Raw genomic sequence first — 17479 nt, forward strand, 5'->3', positions numbered from 1 at the left:
TTTTTGGATGATTTTTTGATTTATTTTTGCTCATAATATTTTTATCTTTCTACAAAGTTATCCACATTCCTGCAAAAGCATAGTTTCCTATATAACAAAAAAACCTCGGCCGGCTTCAAAAAAATTTAATTCCAAAGCTAGCCGAGGATATAATCAATAAATATTTAATTTTTGATTATCTTCGTCTGAAAACAACTAATAAATTTATCATAATATTTAAATCAAATTTAAAACTTTAACATTTTGGCATTGATTGCTACAATCACTGTACTCATCGACATCAGTACTGCACCTACTGCTGGAGAAATCATAATTCCAACACCTGCCAGCACACCGGCTGCCAGTGGGATTGCAAAAGCATTATAACCTGTAGCCCAGAATAAATTCTGAATCATCTTCTTAAATGTTAAACTGCCAAATTCGATCAACTTGAGTACATCAAGCGGATCACTTTCTACCAGAATAATATCTGCAGTTTCTGCAGCTACATCAGTACCGGAACCGATGGCAATCCCGATATCAGCTTTTGCCAGAGCTGGAGCATCATTTACTCCATCACCGGTCATCGCTACAAAATCACCTGCAGCCTGAAGTTCTTCAACTTTTTTCTGCTTCTCATCGGGTAGTACTTCGGCAAAATAATCAGTTAAACCAAGTTCATTACTTACATATTCTGCAGTTTTCTGATTATCTCCGGTCAACATAGTAACTTTTATTCCTCTATCTTTTAGTTTTTGTACTGCCTCATAAGAACTTTCTCTAATCTGATCTCCCAGTCTGATCATACCGATTAAGTTTCCAGCTTCTAAAATAAAGATTTCAGTAAATGGTCCTTCTTTTAAAGCACTATCTGGTATTTCAATCTCCATTTCTTTCAGGTAACCTGGAGAAACTGCTTTGAAATCTCTGCCGTCAATTTTTCCGATAACACCCTTACCTTTAATTATTTCAAAATCATCGACTTTAATTAGTTCTACTTCGTCTTCTTCTGCTCTTTTTACAATTCCAGCTGCAATTGGATGTTCTGATTCCTGTTCTAAAGAAGCTGCTTTTTGCAGAATATCCTGCTCATTATAATCATCTACAAATGTTTCTACTGTTTCAACTCCAAATTCTCCTTCAGTCAGAGTACCTGTTTTATCAAATAAAACAGTATCAATCTTGCGGGCATTCTCAAAAGCTGTACGGTTGCGGATTAAAAGCCCGTTTTTGGCAGATAAAGTGGTAGAAACCGCAACTACCAGTGGAATCGCCAGTCCAAGAGCATGAGGACAGGTGATAACCATCACTGTAGCCATTCTTTCAATTGCAAAAGCCAGATCTCCGGTGATATAAAACCAACTGCCGAAAGTCACTGTACCTGCTGTAATTGCAATAATAGTCAGCCAGAAGGCTGCTCGATCAGCAAAATTTTGAGTTTTTGATTTTGCTGCCTGAGATTCTTTTACCATTTCAATAACCTGAGACAGGTAACTGTCCTCCCCAGCTTTTTCAATTTTTATCTTGATCGAACTATCTCCATTAACCGAACCACCGATTACTTCTTCATCTTTTCCTCTTTCTACTGGTTCTGACTCACCTGTCAGCATTGATTCATCTATATAAGAATCTCCTTCATAAATTACACCATCAGCAGGAACTTTTTCTCCCGGTTTTACCAGAACTTGATCACCTTTTTTAAGCTCTTTTATTTTAATTTCTTTAACTTCTCCATCAACAATTTTATGGGCCTCATCTGGCATCAATTTTGCCAGTTCTTCTAAAGCATTAGATGCACCCATAACTGATCTCATCTCAATCCAGTGGCCTAAGAGCATAATTACAATTAGGGTTGCCAGTTCCCAGAAGAAAAATCTCCCTTCCAGACCAAAAACAACTGCTGAACTGTAAAAGTAGGCGACAGAAATTGCAAGAGCAATTAAAGTCATCATACCCGGATTTTTATCAGCTAACTCATTTTTAAGGCCTGATAAAAATGGCCAGCCACCATAGAAAAATATTATAGTGGAAAGTAAAAACAGCAGATATTTACTGCCTGCAAACTCAAGTGTATAACCAAAAAAGCTCTGAATCATAGGTGAGAGCACTAAAATTGGAACAGTAATCACTAAAGAAATCTTAAACCGTTTTTTAAAGTCTTCTAACATTTTCTGATGATCCATTTTAATACCTCCTCAATTTACTATACCCCTGTAATGTATCTTAAGAATAGTATAGCACTCAAGATTATTTAAGTCAAATTAAATATAATACATATACCCTTTTCCCTACTCCTTTCTCACTTCTTCTGTCCTCATTTTTAGGTCAGCCAGACTTATTTCCTCAAATGGCTGATTTAATAAAGCTCTAACTCCATATCTTCCCTGAGTTGAAATTTCCATTTTTATCAACACCTCATTATTATTTATTATATAAAGAGAGAATCAGACTTTTATGTAAACTTTTTTACTACTAAAATTTTACTACAGCAGAAAATCAAAAGCAAATTTGACTTGACAAAATAATATGAGCTGTAATAATTCAAGCAGTATATATGTTAATTGCTATAGACTTACCGGTCAGGTAATGCTCAAAAATAAAATAATTAAAAATGTTCAGCCTGTTTTAATTAAAGCTGCTAAAATTATGGAAGTTAACAAGATTTAACTTTTCTGGAAGGTGATTTTACCGGCAGCTGTCCCTCATTTAATAACTGGAATGCGTCTCTCCTAGGCTTTTTACTGAAGGGCTCTAATAACCGGAGAACTTATTGGAAGTGGTGATGGTCTAGGACAGATTTTAATGTGAGGTAGGGATATGAGTAATATAAGTCTGGTAATTACAGTTATTTTACTTATTGGATCAATCGGGTATCTGACAGACAATTTTTTATTTAAAAAGGCAGAAACAGTAGTTCTCAATCGCTGGCAACTAAATAGTAAATAAATCCTGATTAATATTTATTTAGCCGGTATTATATAATTAAATCGAGTAGGAAAGAATAATTAGTTTATTCTCCTCCTACTCGATTTGTATTATTTCTATATTTTATTTTACTGCAACAAGTGAAATTTCAACAGCAACACCTTTTGGTAAACTGCCTACTTCAACACATGCTCTTGCAGGTGGTTCTTCTTGAAAATATTCTGCATAAATATCATTTACTGCGGAAAAATCATTGATATTATCAAGGAAAATCTCCGATTTAACTACATCTTTAAATGTGCAGTCTGCTGCTGCTAAAACTGCTTTAAGATTTTCTAAGACTCTTTTAGCCTGCTTTTCAACTCCACCCTCTATGATTTCTTGAGTTTCTGGATCAATAGCAATCTGTCCAGATAAGTAAACTGTATTTCCTGTTTTAACCGCTTGTGAATAAGCACCTACTGCTGCTGGTGCCTGATCTGTATGAATTATTTCTTTTGCCACTTTATATTCTCCTCCTATTATTTATAGTTTATTTTTTTGAATTATTGAATACGTTTTATCAGATAATTATTTCTTTTTAATGTTTCCGTAATCTCTTTAACATGTTTTTCATTTTTAGTTTCTAAAGCAACCTGAACCTGAGCATGTTTTAAGGCAATATTTGGAGCTAATCTATCATGTGCAACCGAAATCACATTTGCTCCTGTTTTACTAATTACATCGAGTAAATCTCTTAAAGCACCAGGTTTATCAAAGAGCGAGGTTTCAAAACTAATCCTTCTTCCGGCTTTAATCATACCTCGATCAATAATTGTTGAAATCATATCTAAATCAATATTCCCACCACTTAAAACAATAGCAATTTTTTTACCTTGAATATTAATTTTATCATTCAAGACTGCTGCTAAAGTTGTAGCTCCTGCTCCCTCAACAATTAGCTTAGCTCTTTCCATAAGTAATGATATTGCATGTGCAATTTCTTCTTCTTCAACTGTTACAATATGATCAACATATTCAGAAATTATCTTATATGTTATCTCACCAGGACATTTTACTGCAATTCCATCAGCAATTGTATCAACCTTATCTAAATTAGCAAGGCATCCCTGCTTCATAGATTCAGCCATGCAGGCTGCATTTGCAGCTTCAACACCTATAACCTCTATATTAGGGTTAGATTCTTTTAGAGCAATTGCTACTCCAGAAAGTAATCCTCCTCCACCCACAGGGGTTATAACAACATCCACATCTGGTAAATCTTCTAATATTTCAAGACCGATGGTACCCTGACCGGCAATTACATCCAGATCATTAAATGCAGGCACAATTGTAGCTCCATGTTCTTCAGCAAATCTTTCTTCTTCTGCATGGGCTTCATCATAGCTCTCTCCACTTAAAATTACGTCTGCACCATAACCTTGAGTTGCATTTATTTTGCCAATCGGTGCGCCTTCAGGCATGACAATGGTAGATTTTATACCCATCTGGGTTGCCGCTAAAGCAACACCCTGAGCATGGTTTCCTGCTGAAGCAGCAACTACACCATTTTTCCTTTCATCTTCAGTTAAATTACTTATTTTATTATATGCACCACGAATTTTAAAGGAGCCAGTCCTTTGTAAATTTTCCAGTTTTAAATAAACTTCATTACCACTCATTTTGCTAAATGTTCTTGACCAGTCTAAATCGGTTTTTATAGCAGTGTTTTCAATCTTTTTACGAGCTTTTTTTATATCATCCAAAGTAACTACAGCCATAATTTTCCTCCTTATTAATTATCATAAATTGTTGATAAACTTATGATTGAAGCTTTTAATAAACGGGTTTCTCATCCTACTATTTATTTTTTTCTACCTCTTTTAAATAGTTGTAAATAGTATAACGAGAAACGTTTAATTTTTCAGCTGCATGATCTACAGCACCTTTAATCATAAATGCTCCTTTTTGATCTAAATATTTAATGACTTCTATTTTGTCATCTTTCTCCATATAAGGAATTGGCTTCTCTACTTCTCGAATTGCATTGTTTAGCATTGTTTCCATTACATCATGTATGTCATCAGCAAAAATTTCAGTTTGAGTTTCTGAGCTTTCAGAACTGGACTTTTTATTATCTAAAGAACAGAAGTTTTTGATAGTATTTTCTACCATATATAGATCAGTAATATTGTAATTTACGCAGAGACACCCTAATACCTGACCTTCATCATCTGTTACAAACATGGTAGAAGATTTCAAAATTCTTCCATCTTTTAACTCATTTTTATAATTCAAGACGTCATTAGGATTATTTTTATTTCTTAATCTTTTTAAAGCCACATCTGTAATAGGGCCTCCAATTTCTCTTTCAGTTAATTCACCAGCAATAAAAATAATTGAGCTTTCCGGCTGACTTAAATCATGAAGTACTACCTCGGCCTCTTTACCCAGAAACCTAAATATACCTTCTGCAACTGATTTCATATTTTCTAGATATGGATGTAATTTTCGCTTTTCATCTACTAAAATTCTCATTGATTAGCCTCCACTGTTATGCAGCTTCTTCTTTAATAGCTCCACTTTGCTTTCCAATTGCATCAACTATGATAGCAATTGCTCCATCACCTGTTACATTAGTATCAGTACCAAAACTATCCTGGGCAAGATATAGTCCAATCATTAAAGCAGTTGCACCTTCGCCAAATCCTAAGATAGATGTTAATAAACCTAAAGCTGCCATAACTGCTCCACCTGGAACTCCTGGTGCTGCAATCATTGTTACACCAAGCATTAAAATGAAATGTAGAAAAAGACCAAACTCAGGTGTTCCACCCTGGATTAATACTACGGCAATAGCACAAGTTGTTAAAGTAATTGTACTACCAGCAAGGTGAACAGTCGCACATAAAGGAATTACGAAGTCAAGAATTTTTTCTGTAATATTATTTTTTCTAGCACTTTTTAGTGTTACAGGAATTGTTGCCGCACTTGACATGGTACCAATAGCAGTAGTATAAGCAGGAATCATATTTTTAAGACTTTTAAATGGATTTTTACCGGACACACTACCAGCAATAGTATAAAGGATTACTAAATATCCAAGATGCATAGCAATAATTAAAGCAAATACTCTTCCAAATACATTTAATGTTTCAAATGCTGTTCCGGAAAAAGCCATATTTGCAAAAACACCAGCAATATGGAGTGGTAAGAATGGAATAATAACATTTTCAATAACAAGTACAATAATATCTCTAAATTCTGTCATAAATCCATACAGATTCTGTTGATCACCATTATGTCTAATATGGTTAATACCCATACCAATTACAAATGCTGTAACAAGTGCTGTCATAACTCCAAGTAGTGGTGGAATTTCAAGAGTTAAGAACGGTTCTAATCCACCTTCTTCTGGATTTGCTACATTAGCTGCCTTTACAATAGCAGGTACAATTCTACTTGCAATTAAATAAGCAGCTGTTCCAGCTGTAATTGTAGAAACATAAGCAATTAAAACAGTAGATCCTAAAAGTCTACCGGCTTTATTACCAAGTTCTGCAATACCAGGAATAATAAAAGCAAGAATTACAAATGGGACTATGTAATTTAAAAACTCGCCAAAAATATGTGTAAATGTATAAAGTAATCTTGAAACTGTTTCAGGAAGAAACATTCCAATTAAAATACCAGAAATAATACCCAATAATAGCCGTGGAACTAATCCTATTTTTTTTAACATTTAATAACACTCCCTAGATTTTTGTTTTTTAATTTTTGTAAATCTTTATTAAGTAATAGATTTAATAATTTCCCTGTTCTGCTGATTTTATCATTTTTTTAATAATAAACTTATGTACTTATGATTTTAATTTTCACACCCCCTAATTTTTTTGATTAATCAGCTTTTCCCGACCTTATATAGCTTATATTTTTGCAATAAAAATTATCACAAAAATTTATTATACAATATTAATATTAAGATTTGATTAAATAATCCACATTTATATTTTAAAACTATTTCAACATTTTGTCAAGCTATTATTAAAAATTTTTAATAAATACATAAAATAATATTCAAACATTATAAAGATGTCTGGTTATCTAAAAATGATATGGAAAAGCCGATGAGTTTATTTGACATTCACAAAAAGTTAGCTTTAAGCTTTCAAGAATCATCGTTCGTGAGTTTGCGAACGAGCGGGGAGTATGTAAATATATGAACTTTATTAATCAGAATAATTTACAGAGCACACAACCCAAAAGAGAGCAGCTGAAAATAGCTGCTCTTAATAATTTGAATCTTGGTTATTAAGCTAATTTATTTTATAATTATTTTTTTAATTTAATGCCTTTAGATGTTATATCAATAATTTGCTCCTTATATAAACCACCAATAGCCTTTTTAAAACTTCCCTTACTAATTTCTAAGCTTTTTTTAATTTTTTCTGGTGAACTATCATCATTTAATGGTAGAGAACCATTCTTTTCTTTAAGTTTAGCCAGAATTTTTTCTTTTGCATCTTCTATTCTCCCATAACCAATTTTACGTAAACTTACATCAATTTTATTATCTTCTCTAATTTTTTTGATATAACCATCTAATTGATCTCCAATAGTTATATCTTTATAAATATCATTTTCATAAACTAAACCAAAATATTTATCATTGATAATTACTGTTGCCCCCAAATTGGTAAACTTATAAACTAAAATATTAACTTTGTCACCTTCTCTAAACTCTACTTTTTCCGGTGCTTCTTCAATTCCTGTTGTATCAATATCACTACTTCTCATTATCTCACCAATACCTTTCTTAAATTAAAATCAATACTCAATCTCAGAGTAATCTAATCATAAAAACATTGTACCATAATTTAACTTTATTTAAAATGCTAGTCTATCTTTTAAATTTCACCATTTCTTATTTTTTTAATTAAGTTTTTAACTTTTTCATCAATAATTTCTCTTGTTTCTCTAAAGACTGCCATAGGCTGACCAGCAGGATCATCTAAACCCCAATCTTCTCTAAATTTACAGGGAATATATGGACACTCAACTCCACAACCCATAGTAATTAAAACATCTAATTCTGAAGGTATTTCCTCTAATAATTTCGGGTACTGATCACTAATATCAATTTCCTTTTCCTTCATTGCTTTTACAGCATTAGGTTTAACTTCTGGAGAAGGATCAGTCCCAGCACTATAGACATCAAGCATATCTCCTGCATATTTTCGTGCAAAACCTTCTGCCATTTGACTGCGGCAGGAATTACCAACACAAACAAAAGCTACTTTATATTTCATTAATTATCTCTCCCTTTTTAATAAATTTATTTCTTTTAATTGTTAATTCCCAAAATCTAAAATTAATTTCTTTATAATTTTATTATTTTTAAGTCAAAAAATACAACTAATTTTAACAATAATTTTACATTAAAATCCAAAATTAAATTATAACAGAAATTTTTTTATCTGAAATTTCAAAACTGGCGTCACAGAATCCAACAGATTCACCGTCTAATTCTAACTTTACTTCCTCTGTTGTGATAATTTTAATTTCTTTAGCCTGGTGTGATTCGACTAAAGTATGTGAAAGATGATTTCCTTGATAACCCTTAATCATGTTTAATATTATCCCTAATTTAGAAAAGTCTTTAAGCAATACTAAATTTAAACTGCTGCCATATAAATCTGCTTCTGGTGCAACTTTAATTCCTCCCCCAAAATAATTACCATGGGCTATGACTGCAGTATTTGTTTTCCCCTGATAAATCAACTTGTTATCAGCTTCGATTTTCATCTCTTTATTTTGATAATTAAATAAAACTGAAAAAATTTTTATAAGATAATTTAAACTTCCCGAAATCATCTTATTATCTTCATTTAATTTTTTAGCAACTTCAGCTCCCATACCACAGTCAGCCACATTAAAAAAATATCTATTTTCTTTTTCCTGTTCTGAATTTGAAAATTCTGCTTCAATCACTTTGATCTTTCTGCTTTTTCCTCTTTTTATTAATTCTATAAATTTGCTAATTTCTTTAGGAAGATTTAAAGTCCTACTTAAATCTGATCCAGTTCCCTGGGCATAAATAATTAACTTTGCTTTAAGATTTTTAGTTTTTGCTAAAAGCATACCATTAACTATCTCATTAACAGTCCCATCTCCCCCCACTGCTAGCAAATAATCATAATCTTTTTCTACAGCTTCTTTTGCAATTTTAACAGCATCACCAGGTTTTGTGGTAAATTTTTCGGTAAAATTTGCAAATTCATCTTTAAAATATTTGTTAATTTTTGGCCATCTTTTAGCAGTTTTACCTCCAGATGAAACTGGATTGATTACTGCCATTATTTTTTTCCCCATAGTTTTCTCCTTAAATTATAAGATTAAGATTTTAGTAAGTTCTTTTGATAAAGCTAAGTATTTTTGTTATGATTATTTTAATTATAATTGTTGTAGTTAACAAATTCAAGTTTTAAATAACTAAGAGGCAAAATGAAAAAAGAAAATTCGAATTCAATAATTGAAAATAAAAAGAGAAGCCTTATTAAATTTGAATTAAGGCTCCTCGTCTATTTTTATCTATTTTATTCCAGATCTAGAGTAATTGTTACCGGACAGTGATCAGATCCCATTACATCAGTTAAAATATCTGCATTTTGCAGTTTATCTTCAAGTCCTTCCGAAATAAAGTGATAATCTATTCTCCAGCCTGCATCTCTCTCACGAGCTCGGGTTCTATAACTCCACCAAGAATAAGTTTCTTTATCTGGATGAAAATATCGATAGGTATCAATATAACCATGCTCTTCTAACTTATCAAGCCATTCTCTTTCAATCGGCATAAAACCAGATGTTTTAGTATTGGAATCCGGATCATGTAGATCAATTGGATGATGAGCAGTATTATAGTCACCACAGACAACAATTTCTTTTCCATTTTTTCTTAAATCTTCACAGTACTCTAAAGCAGCATCATAAAAATCTAATTTATAGTTCAATCTTTCTTTACTTCGCTTCCCATTAGGAAAATATATGTTTAGAAGATAAAAATCTTCATATTCTGCTGCTATAACTCTACCTTCCCGATCAAATCTTTTAATACCAAGACCATGCCAAACATCAAGTGGCTTTTTCTTAGTATATAATGCTACACCACTATATCCCTTTTTTTCACCAAAGGTAAAATAGGAATGATAGCCTTTAATCTCTCTCAACTTATCTTTTAACTGATGATCCTGAATTCTAATTTCCTGAAGCCCCAAAACATCTGGCTGCTCTTCTTCAATCCAATCTAAAAAACCTTTTCTTTTCACAGCTCTAATTCCATTAACATTCCATGAATAAATTCTCATCAACATCCATCCTTTCTCCAATTATCAATCACAATTCTTTCTATCTTAAATAAATTCTTTAATAAGTATTTTAAGATACTAACTACTAGATGTCTCTTTCATAAATTCTTTGAACTTCATCAAATTCAGCTAGTACCTCTTTATTTTTTTGAGTATATATTTTATTACCAATCATAATTACAATTACATTAACCAAAAATCCTGGCACTATCTCATATAAAGTACTGCCTAAACCACTTTCTTTCCAATAAATTAAAGTGATAGTTCCTAAAAGCATTCCCGTTAAAACAGATCGCCAGGATGTTTTTCTTGAAAATAAAGCAAATAAAACAACCGGACCAAAAGCAGCACCTAAACCTGCCCAAGCGTAAGATACAAGACCTAAAACACTATTATTAGGGTTTAAGGCGAGTATAAAGGCAATTACTGCAATTATAATCACAAAAGCTCTACCCGCCCACATTTTTTCGGATTCACTGGCTTCTCTGGATACAATTTTATTATAAAAATCTTCAGTTAAAGTTGAAGAAGAAACTAAAAGCTGTGAATCGATAGTGGACATAATTGCAGATAAAATAGCAGCTAATAAAATTCCGCCTATCCAGGGATTAAATATTTCTGCTATCATTTCTATAAAAACTTTTTCACTATCTGCTATATTGGGAAACATAGGTACTGCAATAATACCAACAAAAACTGCAGCAGTTAAAGAAATAGCTACCCAAATAACGGCAATTTTGCGAGCAGAGGCTACCTTTTTGATAGTATCAATCCCCATAAAACGAGCTAAAATATGAGGCTGACCAAAATAACCAAGCCCCCAGGCTGCTGCAGAAATAACAGCTGCAAATGTAAAACCTTCCGGCATTAATGATAAAGAAACACCGTTTTCTGCTGTCATTTCAATTATAGAACCCATTCCTCCGATCTCACCATAAGCGATTGTAGGAACTATAGTAATTGCAAAAAACATTAAAATCCCCTGGAAAAAATCTGTCCAGGATACAGCCATGAACCCTCCTAAAAAAGTATATGAAACAATTGCCAGGCCGCCAAATATAACAGCTAATTTATATTCTATATTAAATAATGATTCAAATAACTTACCTGAAGCCACCAGGCCTGAAGCAGAATAAATAGTAAAAAATAATAAAATTATTGCTGCAGAAATAATTCTCAGCAGACCTGTTGAATCTCCAAATCTTTTTTCAAAAAATGATGGCAAAGTCATTGAGTTAGTTTTTTCTGTATATACTCTTAAACGGGCAGCTACATATTTCCAGTTCAAAACTGTCCCGATAAAAAGACCAATAGCAATCCAAGCCTGACTTATTCCTCCCAGGTAAACAGCTCCTGGTAATCCCATCAAAAGCCATCCGCTCATATCACTGGCCTGCGCAGAGAGTGCAGTAACCCAGCTTCCCATTGCTCTACCACCAATTAGATAATCTTCTAAACTGGCAGTTTTCTTATAAAAATAAACTCCTATTCCCATCAAAAAAACTAAATAAACTGAAAAAGACGTTATTGTTGCTGACATTAATACTTCACTCCTATTTTCTTTTGAACAAAATGTCCTTCGGACAATCTGTAATATAGTAAGGTTAAATTTTGTTGATAGCGAAAATTATGAAACTATAAATATTATCCACAACAAACCATCAGGTATAATTTCCTGGCTAATAAAAAAATCAGCCTCAAAGCGGCTAATTAAATAATTATTATCTCCAGCTGTCTTTCCCAATTAGCGGTACAAATCTAACATACTCAAGTTCTTTTGCTTTGATTTTTCCATTAAATTTCTTAGTTATAACTTTCAAACGTTGAACCTTATTTCTTTCACCAACAGGGATAACTATTTTTCCACCAACTGACAGCTGGTCAATTAACTTTTGAGGAACATAGGGAGCAGCAGCTGAAACTAAAATTGAATCATATGGAGCAAATTCTTCCCAGCCTAAACTGCCATCTCCTAATTTAACTTTTATATTTTGATATCCTAATTTTTTTAATAACTCTTCAGCCTGTACAGCTAATTCTTCGATTCTTTCAATAGTGTATACCTCAGCTGCTATTTCTGCCAGTAAAGCTGCAGCATAACCTGAGCCTGTACCAATTTCTAAAACACTATCAGTTTTTTCTATCTCTAATGCTTCAAGCATTACCGCCACAATATAAGGCTGACTAATTGTTTGACCAGCAGCAATCAGCTGTGCACCATCTGCATAAGCATATTTTTTATTGTTTTCGGGAAGAAATTTTTCCCTTTTTACTTTTTTAAAAGCTTCTAAAACTAGCTCATCATCTATGCCTCTTTTAACTAACTGTTCTTCAACCATCTGCTTGCGAAGTTGTTCAAAATCAATTCCCATAAACTTTCACCTCCGCTTTTGACTTCCCACTTGTTAATCTGAAAGATCACTTAAGGATTTTTTGTCAATTTTACCGGTAGCATTTTTAGGCAGTTCATCTAAAAAATCTACCAATTTAGGCACTTTATAATTTGCAAAATACTTCATGCAGTATTTTTGAATTTCTCTTTCGGTAGCACTTTCACCATCTCTTAATACAATCACAGCCTTTGGTATTTCACCCCGAAGTTCATCCTTAGTTGCTACAACTGCAGCTTCTCTAATTTTCGGATGTTTGTAAAGTTGTTCTTCAATTTCCCGAGGATAAACATTCATTCCCCCAACATTTATCATATCTTTTTTACGATCAACTATATAGACATAACCATCTTCATCCATTTTACCTAAATCACCAGTATGCAGCCAGCCGCCGCGTAATGCTTTTTTTGTAGCTTCAGGCATTTTGTAATAACCTTTCATTACATTTTCTCCCTTTACTGTAATCTCACCAATTTCACCAATTGGTACTTCATTATCATTTTCATCAACAATTTTAACCTCTGTTTTTGGTATTGGAAGTCCTACTGATCCAGACTTTCTTGCTCCATCCACAGGATTTACATAAGCTACAGGTGAAGTTTCTGTAGGACCATTTCCTTCCAAAATTTTAACATTAAAAGTTTTTTCGAAATCTTCCATTGTCTGCTTCGGCATTGCTGCTCCACCAGATATACATAAATTAAGATGTGATAAATCGTAATTATCTTTATTTTTTACATTTAAAAGAGCAGAATACATAGTTGGAACTCCAGCAAAAAATGTCACATTTTGCTCCTGGATTATTTTTAATACAGTTTCAGGTAAAAACTTATCGATAATAACAATTTCCGCACCTAAAAATAACGGCATTAAAATACAGACAGTTTCAGCAAAAGCATGAAACATCGGCAGTACACAAATATATCGGTCACTGTCATCTACTTTTAAATATTCAATTGTTTTTTGAGTATCAAAAATTAAATTGTGATGGGTCAACATTGCTCCTTTTGGTTGGCCTGTAGTGCCTGAAGTATATAAACAGGCTGCTGTATATTCCTGATCTATATTTTTTAGTTTAGGTAGACTTGTTTTTTTGTTTTTAAATTCTGACAGGAGTAAATAATTGTCTGATTTTTCTCCATCAACTAGAATTATATTTTCTAAATGATCTAAATCGCATTTTTGAATTAAAGGCAAAAACTTTTTGGAAGTAATTACAGCTTTAGCTTCAGAATTATTTAAAATATATTCTACTGCTGGTGTTTTAAAACTTATATTCAGAGGAACCATAGTAGCTCCCGATTTAATAACACCTACATAAGAAATTAAAAATTCAATGCTGTTTGACAGCATAATACTTACCATATCTGATGTCTTTATACCTAAGTCAATTAAACCATGTGCTAGCTGATTACTTTCCTTCTCAAGCTGAATGTAAGTAATTTTTTGATCATCTAATACGGCTGCCAGCTTTTCTTGTTTTTCATTTGCAGTTTTAGAAATTATATCGCCTAATAACAATTAAATTACCTCCTAATATTTTAAGTCTTTGCTTGATTCTATTTTTAATTAATAAATAATTAAATTACCAGGTAACATGAAACCCTCTGCTGTCAATGTGTAAAAAAGGACCTCTTACACCATTGCCCTTATAGCTGCTTAGTCCACCCTGCAGCTGAGAAAACTTTTCATTTTGATCAAATTTAACAGCTAATTCAAAAAGTATATTTGAGTCATAAATATTTGATTTTCCATCTTCGTTTAAGTCATCCATCCACTGATTCCCAGTGTTATCAATATAAATATCTGCCGCATCTCCAAATAAATGGCGGCTGAAATTAGTGTTATTACCTAATTTTTTATTAAAATATGGACTGCGGTAAACACTTACAATACCAAAGGTATCTGCCTTATAACCGGCTTTATTTACTTCCTCTAAAAAGTACTCTAGTTTTAAAAGCAGAGATTCCTGCAGTACTATGTATTGAGGAAATTTAGTACTCTGTCTAGTTACAAATTGCTCCATTGTAAAATGTGGTGTTAGATTAAGATTTAAAAGTGATTCTTCGATTTTTAAAAATCCAACTGGTTTTGAATAATATTTCTGTTTATCAGCTGTAATTTTTGGATAATAGCCAATTTTAAAACCATCTAAATATTGACCATTCTTTTTTTCAGCTGGATGAAGAACAAAAACATTTAAATTGATTTCTGATCCAGATCCTCTGCTTCCTTTTTTCTTTATTTTTACTGGATAATGACCGCTTTTAGCGGGAGCCTGCCATTTAAATGATTTTGTATTTTCAAATTTTTTACCACTTAGTTCAATTATATATTTTTGACCTCTATCTTTTTCAGCTATATAAATTTCAATTCCTTCCCGTGGCATAACAAAAATGCTAAATGTTTTTAAAGGAATTTCGAAATCATCATAGACTATTGAAAAATCTGCATGTTCTTTAGTAAAAGCAGCTGCATTAAGTGAAAAACTACTAATTAAAATTAAAACTACAAGTGTTGCTAAAGCTAATTTTTTTTCCATTATTTATAATTTTACTCCTTAAAATTAGTATTTAAACTATTAATATATATTTTATTCTATCAAAGATTCAAATTTAAAATCAAAGCACAAATCTACTTAAAAATATTCTTCAATTATTTTTTGATCTCTTTTATAAATATCTTCTCTGAAATTTAACCTTCCAAAAGAATCTATCCAGGCAGTATTGTACTGGAGATAAATTTTAATCGGGTTTTTCAGATAAACAGTTTTTTCCTTGTCATTTTCCATTTCTTCTTCTATATTTTCTCGGTTCCACTTTTCCTGATCATTTAATAAATATTCAGCTAAATCTATTGGCTTTTCTATTCTAATACAGCCAGAACTAAAGCCTCTTTCGTTTTCAGAAAATAAATAACGACCTGGAGTGTCATGTAAATAAATACTAAATTTATTCGGAAACATAAATTTTATTCTTCCTAAAGCATTATTATCACCTGGGTTTTGCCGCAGTAGATAATTAAAATTATCTTCATCAATTTTTGGCCAGTTAACTTCTGCCGGATCAATTTCTTCTAATTTGTTATTACCTGTATACTGAAATAAAGAATAATTGTTTTCTTTAAGATAACTATAATCTTCTTTAATTAAAGGCAGTTTATCTTCTACAGCAATCGATTTAGGTACATACCAGTAGGGATTTATTACAAGATATTTTATAGTATCACTAAAAACAGGTGTGCTTCGCTGTTCTTTACCAACAATTGTTTTCATCTGCATAATAACCTGATTATCTTCATACAATTTCAAATTGTAATCTGCAATATTTACATAAATATAGCGGCTTCCTAAATTCTCAGGCAGCCAGCGCCAGCGCTCCATATTAATAATTAATTGCTTTATTCTATACTCTAATGGTATATTTAGTGCTGTAAAAGTTTTCTTACCAACAACCCCATCACTTTTCAAACCATTATCAAGTTGAAATTGCTGCACTGCCCATTTTACATTCTGATTAAATTGGTCTTTATATTTTAACCCTTCTATATTTAAATAGTTCCTTGCATCTAAATTTTTAATTAACTGTGAAACTCTAATCCCTGCTGCACCAATTCCCAGAGATTCTCCTAGTTCAATTTTGGGCCAAGCTTCTATTTTACCAGAATCTCTATAATAAGCTAATTTCTCTTTTAATTGCTCATAATTATCTGTTTTTGGTAGTTGATTATTTATAGCTTTAGATATTTCAATTTTTTCGTTTGTTAAATAGCTAAGAAGTTTTTGAGCCTCCAAACTTTCAGCCTGATAATTGTAATCATCAATTATAATTTCAGCATCAATTTTTCCATTTAAATAATCGGAGGCAAGACTTAAATAAGCATTAGTTAATAAAATATCCATCAATGCCCTTTTATCAAGGTGTTCCTCAGAAAATAAAGAATCTTCATTAATACAGCTTTCAATTATAGCTAAATGATAATCAGAAGGATTTAAGCCTTCAAAATAGCTATTTTTTATCTCTTTAATTAAAGATTTGGGATCATTTTTTAATTTTTCTTCTCCAAACCAAATTGATCGGTGATGTCTTTGATCATAAAATTCAATTAGCTCCTGATAAAAGCCGACATTTTCACCTTCAGGAAAATGACCTTCATATTCCTCAATTACAAGCAAATGATTTCTAATTGACATAGCTAGCTCACTTTGAGCTGCTGCATTTAAATTAAAAATTAAAACCATAAATAAAAAAACTAATAATATTTTTTTCAAATTTTTCCACCTGCTCCTTTATTTAATAAATCTCTTCTATTTTATTTAATAGATTTTCTAAAAGAGAAGCTAATTCGACTGCTGAATCCTCCATCCCAGCCAGAGCCTGCTTCATAAAATCCTGTCTCTGTTTTAATAAATCTTTCATTATTTTGTTACCGTCATCAGTAATTTCCAACAAAACAACTCTTCTGTCATTAGCATCTCGTCTTCTTTTAACAAGACCAGCCTCATAAAGATAATCAACAATTACTGTGACAGTACTATTTGCCATATGTAATTCTTCATGGATATCTCCCATGCTTACTGGCTCAGATTCTAAAATTACTCTTAAAACATGAAACCTACCTAATGTTAAATTGTAACATTTTAAATGATCTTTAGTATATTCATTTAAATATTTAGCTATATTCCTTATTTTTGCTTCTATTTTATTATTTATTTCATTTCCCATATCAATAACCTCACCTATTATCTAGTTTTGAAAAATCAATCCAATAGTTACTGATATTATATAATAATTTAGCTCTAAAAACAAGAATTTCAGTTAACCCCAAAACTTATTTTACACT

At 31.9% G+C, this 17479-nt stretch carries 17 protein-coding genes; 2 read left to right on the forward strand and 15 right to left on the reverse strand.

What is annotated here, in order from left to right; all coding sequences use genetic code 11:
* Nucleotides 1–227: 227 nt before the first annotated feature.
* Entirely contained in the window at nt 228–2162 is a 1935-nt protein-coding gene (locus C7954_RS06900; protein ID WP_073157768.1) for a copper-translocating P-type ATPase, read from the reverse strand.
* Between the two features lie 343 nt (nt 2163–2505).
* On the opposite strand from C7954_RS06900, the gene C7954_RS13650 reads away from it, so the two are divergent.
* Nucleotides 2506–2646 (forward strand): hypothetical protein, encoded by a 141-nt coding sequence (locus C7954_RS13650; protein WP_159429274.1) that lies wholly within the window; start codon nt 2506–2508, stop codon nt 2644–2646.
* 150 nt (nt 2647–2796) lie between these two features.
* Nucleotides 2797–2925 carry a hypothetical protein gene (locus C7954_RS14065; protein ID WP_256208151.1) on the forward strand — a complete coding sequence of 43 codons (129 nt, stop codon included), beginning with the start codon at nt 2797–2799 and terminating at the stop codon, nt 2923–2925.
* A 102-nt stretch (nt 2926–3027) separates the two neighbouring features.
* On the opposite strand, the gene C7954_RS06905 is transcribed toward C7954_RS14065, so the two are convergent.
* From C7954_RS06905 to C7954_RS06970, 14 genes are all read right to left on the reverse strand, one after another.
* Entirely contained in the window at nt 3028–3408 is a 381-nt protein-coding gene (locus C7954_RS06905; protein WP_073157770.1) for a RidA family protein, read from the reverse strand.
* 41 nt (nt 3409–3449) lie between these two features.
* Entirely contained in the window at nt 3450–4664 is a 1215-nt protein-coding gene (ilvA, locus tag C7954_RS06910; protein ID WP_073157773.1) for a threonine ammonia-lyase, read from the reverse strand.
* Nucleotides 4665–4743: 79 nt separating this feature from the next.
* Nucleotides 4744–5421: a helix-turn-helix transcriptional regulator gene (locus C7954_RS06915; protein ID WP_073157776.1), complete on the reverse strand. Its 678-nt coding sequence runs from the start codon at nt 5419–5421 to the stop codon at nt 4744–4746.
* Between the two features lie 16 nt (nt 5422–5437).
* On the reverse strand, nt 5438–6625 hold the full coding sequence (locus C7954_RS06920) for a dicarboxylate/amino acid:cation symporter (protein WP_134059257.1): 1188 nt from the start codon (nt 6623–6625) through the stop codon (nt 5438–5440).
* A 590-nt stretch (nt 6626–7215) separates the two neighbouring features.
* Complete coding sequence (locus tag C7954_RS06925; RefSeq protein ID WP_073157779.1) at nt 7216–7680, reverse strand: S1 RNA-binding domain-containing protein; 465 nt, start codon at nt 7678–7680, stop codon at nt 7216–7218.
* Nucleotides 7681–7790: 110 nt separating this feature from the next.
* Nucleotides 7791–8192, reverse strand: a complete 402-nt coding sequence (locus tag C7954_RS06930; protein ID WP_073157782.1) for an arsenate reductase ArsC — start codon at nt 8190–8192, stop codon at nt 7791–7793.
* A gap of 142 nt (nt 8193–8334) precedes the next feature.
* Nucleotides 8335–9255, reverse strand: coding sequence for a diacylglycerol/lipid kinase family protein (locus tag C7954_RS06935; RefSeq protein WP_073157785.1), 921 nt, complete (start codon nt 9253–9255; stop codon nt 8335–8337).
* Between the two features lie 224 nt (nt 9256–9479).
* Entirely contained in the window at nt 9480–10247 is a 768-nt protein-coding gene (locus tag C7954_RS06940) for an exodeoxyribonuclease III (RefSeq protein ID WP_073157788.1), read from the reverse strand.
* A gap of 85 nt (nt 10248–10332) precedes the next feature.
* Nucleotides 10333–11787: a sodium/proline symporter PutP gene (gene putP / locus C7954_RS06945; RefSeq protein ID WP_089655854.1), complete on the reverse strand. Its 1455-nt coding sequence runs from the start codon at nt 11785–11787 to the stop codon at nt 10333–10335.
* A 181-nt stretch (nt 11788–11968) separates the two neighbouring features.
* Entirely contained in the window at nt 11969–12619 is a 651-nt protein-coding gene (locus C7954_RS06950; RefSeq protein ID WP_073157794.1) for a protein-L-isoaspartate(D-aspartate) O-methyltransferase, read from the reverse strand.
* A 33-nt stretch (nt 12620–12652) separates the two neighbouring features.
* Nucleotides 12653–14158, reverse strand: coding sequence for a long-chain-fatty-acid--CoA ligase (locus C7954_RS06955; protein WP_134059260.1), 1506 nt, complete (start codon nt 14156–14158; stop codon nt 12653–12655).
* A 64-nt stretch (nt 14159–14222) separates the two neighbouring features.
* Nucleotides 14223–15179, reverse strand: coding sequence for a peptidase M15A (locus C7954_RS06960; RefSeq protein ID WP_073157800.1), 957 nt, complete (start codon nt 15177–15179; stop codon nt 14223–14225).
* Nucleotides 15180–15275: 96 nt separating this feature from the next.
* Nucleotides 15276–16907: a L,D-transpeptidase family protein gene (locus C7954_RS06965; RefSeq protein ID WP_223174568.1), complete on the reverse strand. Its 1632-nt coding sequence runs from the start codon at nt 16905–16907 to the stop codon at nt 15276–15278.
* 22 nt (nt 16908–16929) lie between these two features.
* Nucleotides 16930–17361, reverse strand: coding sequence for a MarR family winged helix-turn-helix transcriptional regulator (locus C7954_RS06970; RefSeq protein WP_073157802.1), 432 nt, complete (start codon nt 17359–17361; stop codon nt 16930–16932).
* Nucleotides 17362–17479 lie beyond the last annotated feature (118 nt).

It is taken from the genome of Halanaerobium congolense (assembly GCF_004366375.1).
Lineage (GTDB): Bacteria > Bacillota > Halanaerobiia > Halanaerobiales > Halanaerobiaceae > Halanaerobium > Halanaerobium congolense.

Coding starts and splice junctions, on each gene's coding strand:
- C7954_RS06900 (WP_073157768.1), bottom strand. CDS start 2,162: ATGGATCATCAGAAAATGTTAGAAGACTTTAAAAAACGGTTTAAGATT.
- C7954_RS13650 (WP_159429274.1), top strand. CDS start 2,506: ATGAGCTGTAATAATTCAAGCAGTATATATGTTAATTGCTATAGACTT.
- C7954_RS14065 (WP_256208151.1), top strand. CDS start 2,797: ATGAGTAATATAAGTCTGGTAATTACAGTTATTTTACTTATTGGATCA.
- ilvA (WP_073157773.1), bottom strand. CDS start 4,664: ATGGCTGTAGTTACTTTGGATGATATAAAAAAAGCTCGTAAAAAGATT.
- C7954_RS06915 (WP_073157776.1), bottom strand. CDS start 5,421: ATGAGAATTTTAGTAGATGAAAAGCGAAAATTACATCCATATCTAGAA.
- C7954_RS06920 (WP_134059257.1), bottom strand. CDS start 6,625: ATGTTAAAAAAAATAGGATTAGTTCCACGGCTATTATTGGGTATTATT.
- C7954_RS06925 (WP_073157779.1), bottom strand. CDS start 7,680: ATGAGAAGTAGTGATATTGATACAACAGGAATTGAAGAAGCACCGGAA.
- C7954_RS06930 (WP_073157782.1), bottom strand. CDS start 8,192: ATGAAATATAAAGTAGCTTTTGTTTGTGTTGGTAATTCCTGCCGCAGT.
- C7954_RS06935 (WP_073157785.1), bottom strand. CDS start 9,255: ATGGGGAAAAAAATAATGGCAGTAATCAATCCAGTTTCATCTGGAGGT.
- C7954_RS06940 (WP_073157788.1), bottom strand. CDS start 10,247: ATGAGAATTTATTCATGGAATGTTAATGGAATTAGAGCTGTGAAAAGA.
- putP (WP_089655854.1), bottom strand. CDS start 11,787: ATGTCAGCAACAATAACGTCTTTTTCAGTTTATTTAGTTTTTTTGATG.
- C7954_RS06950 (WP_073157794.1), bottom strand. CDS start 12,619: ATGGGAATTGATTTTGAACAACTTCGCAAGCAGATGGTTGAAGAACAG.
- C7954_RS06960 (WP_073157800.1), bottom strand. CDS start 15,179: ATGGAAAAAAAATTAGCTTTAGCAACACTTGTAGTTTTAATTTTAATT.
- C7954_RS06970 (WP_073157802.1), bottom strand. CDS start 17,361: ATGGGAAATGAAATAAATAATAAAATAGAAGCAAAAATAAGGAATATA.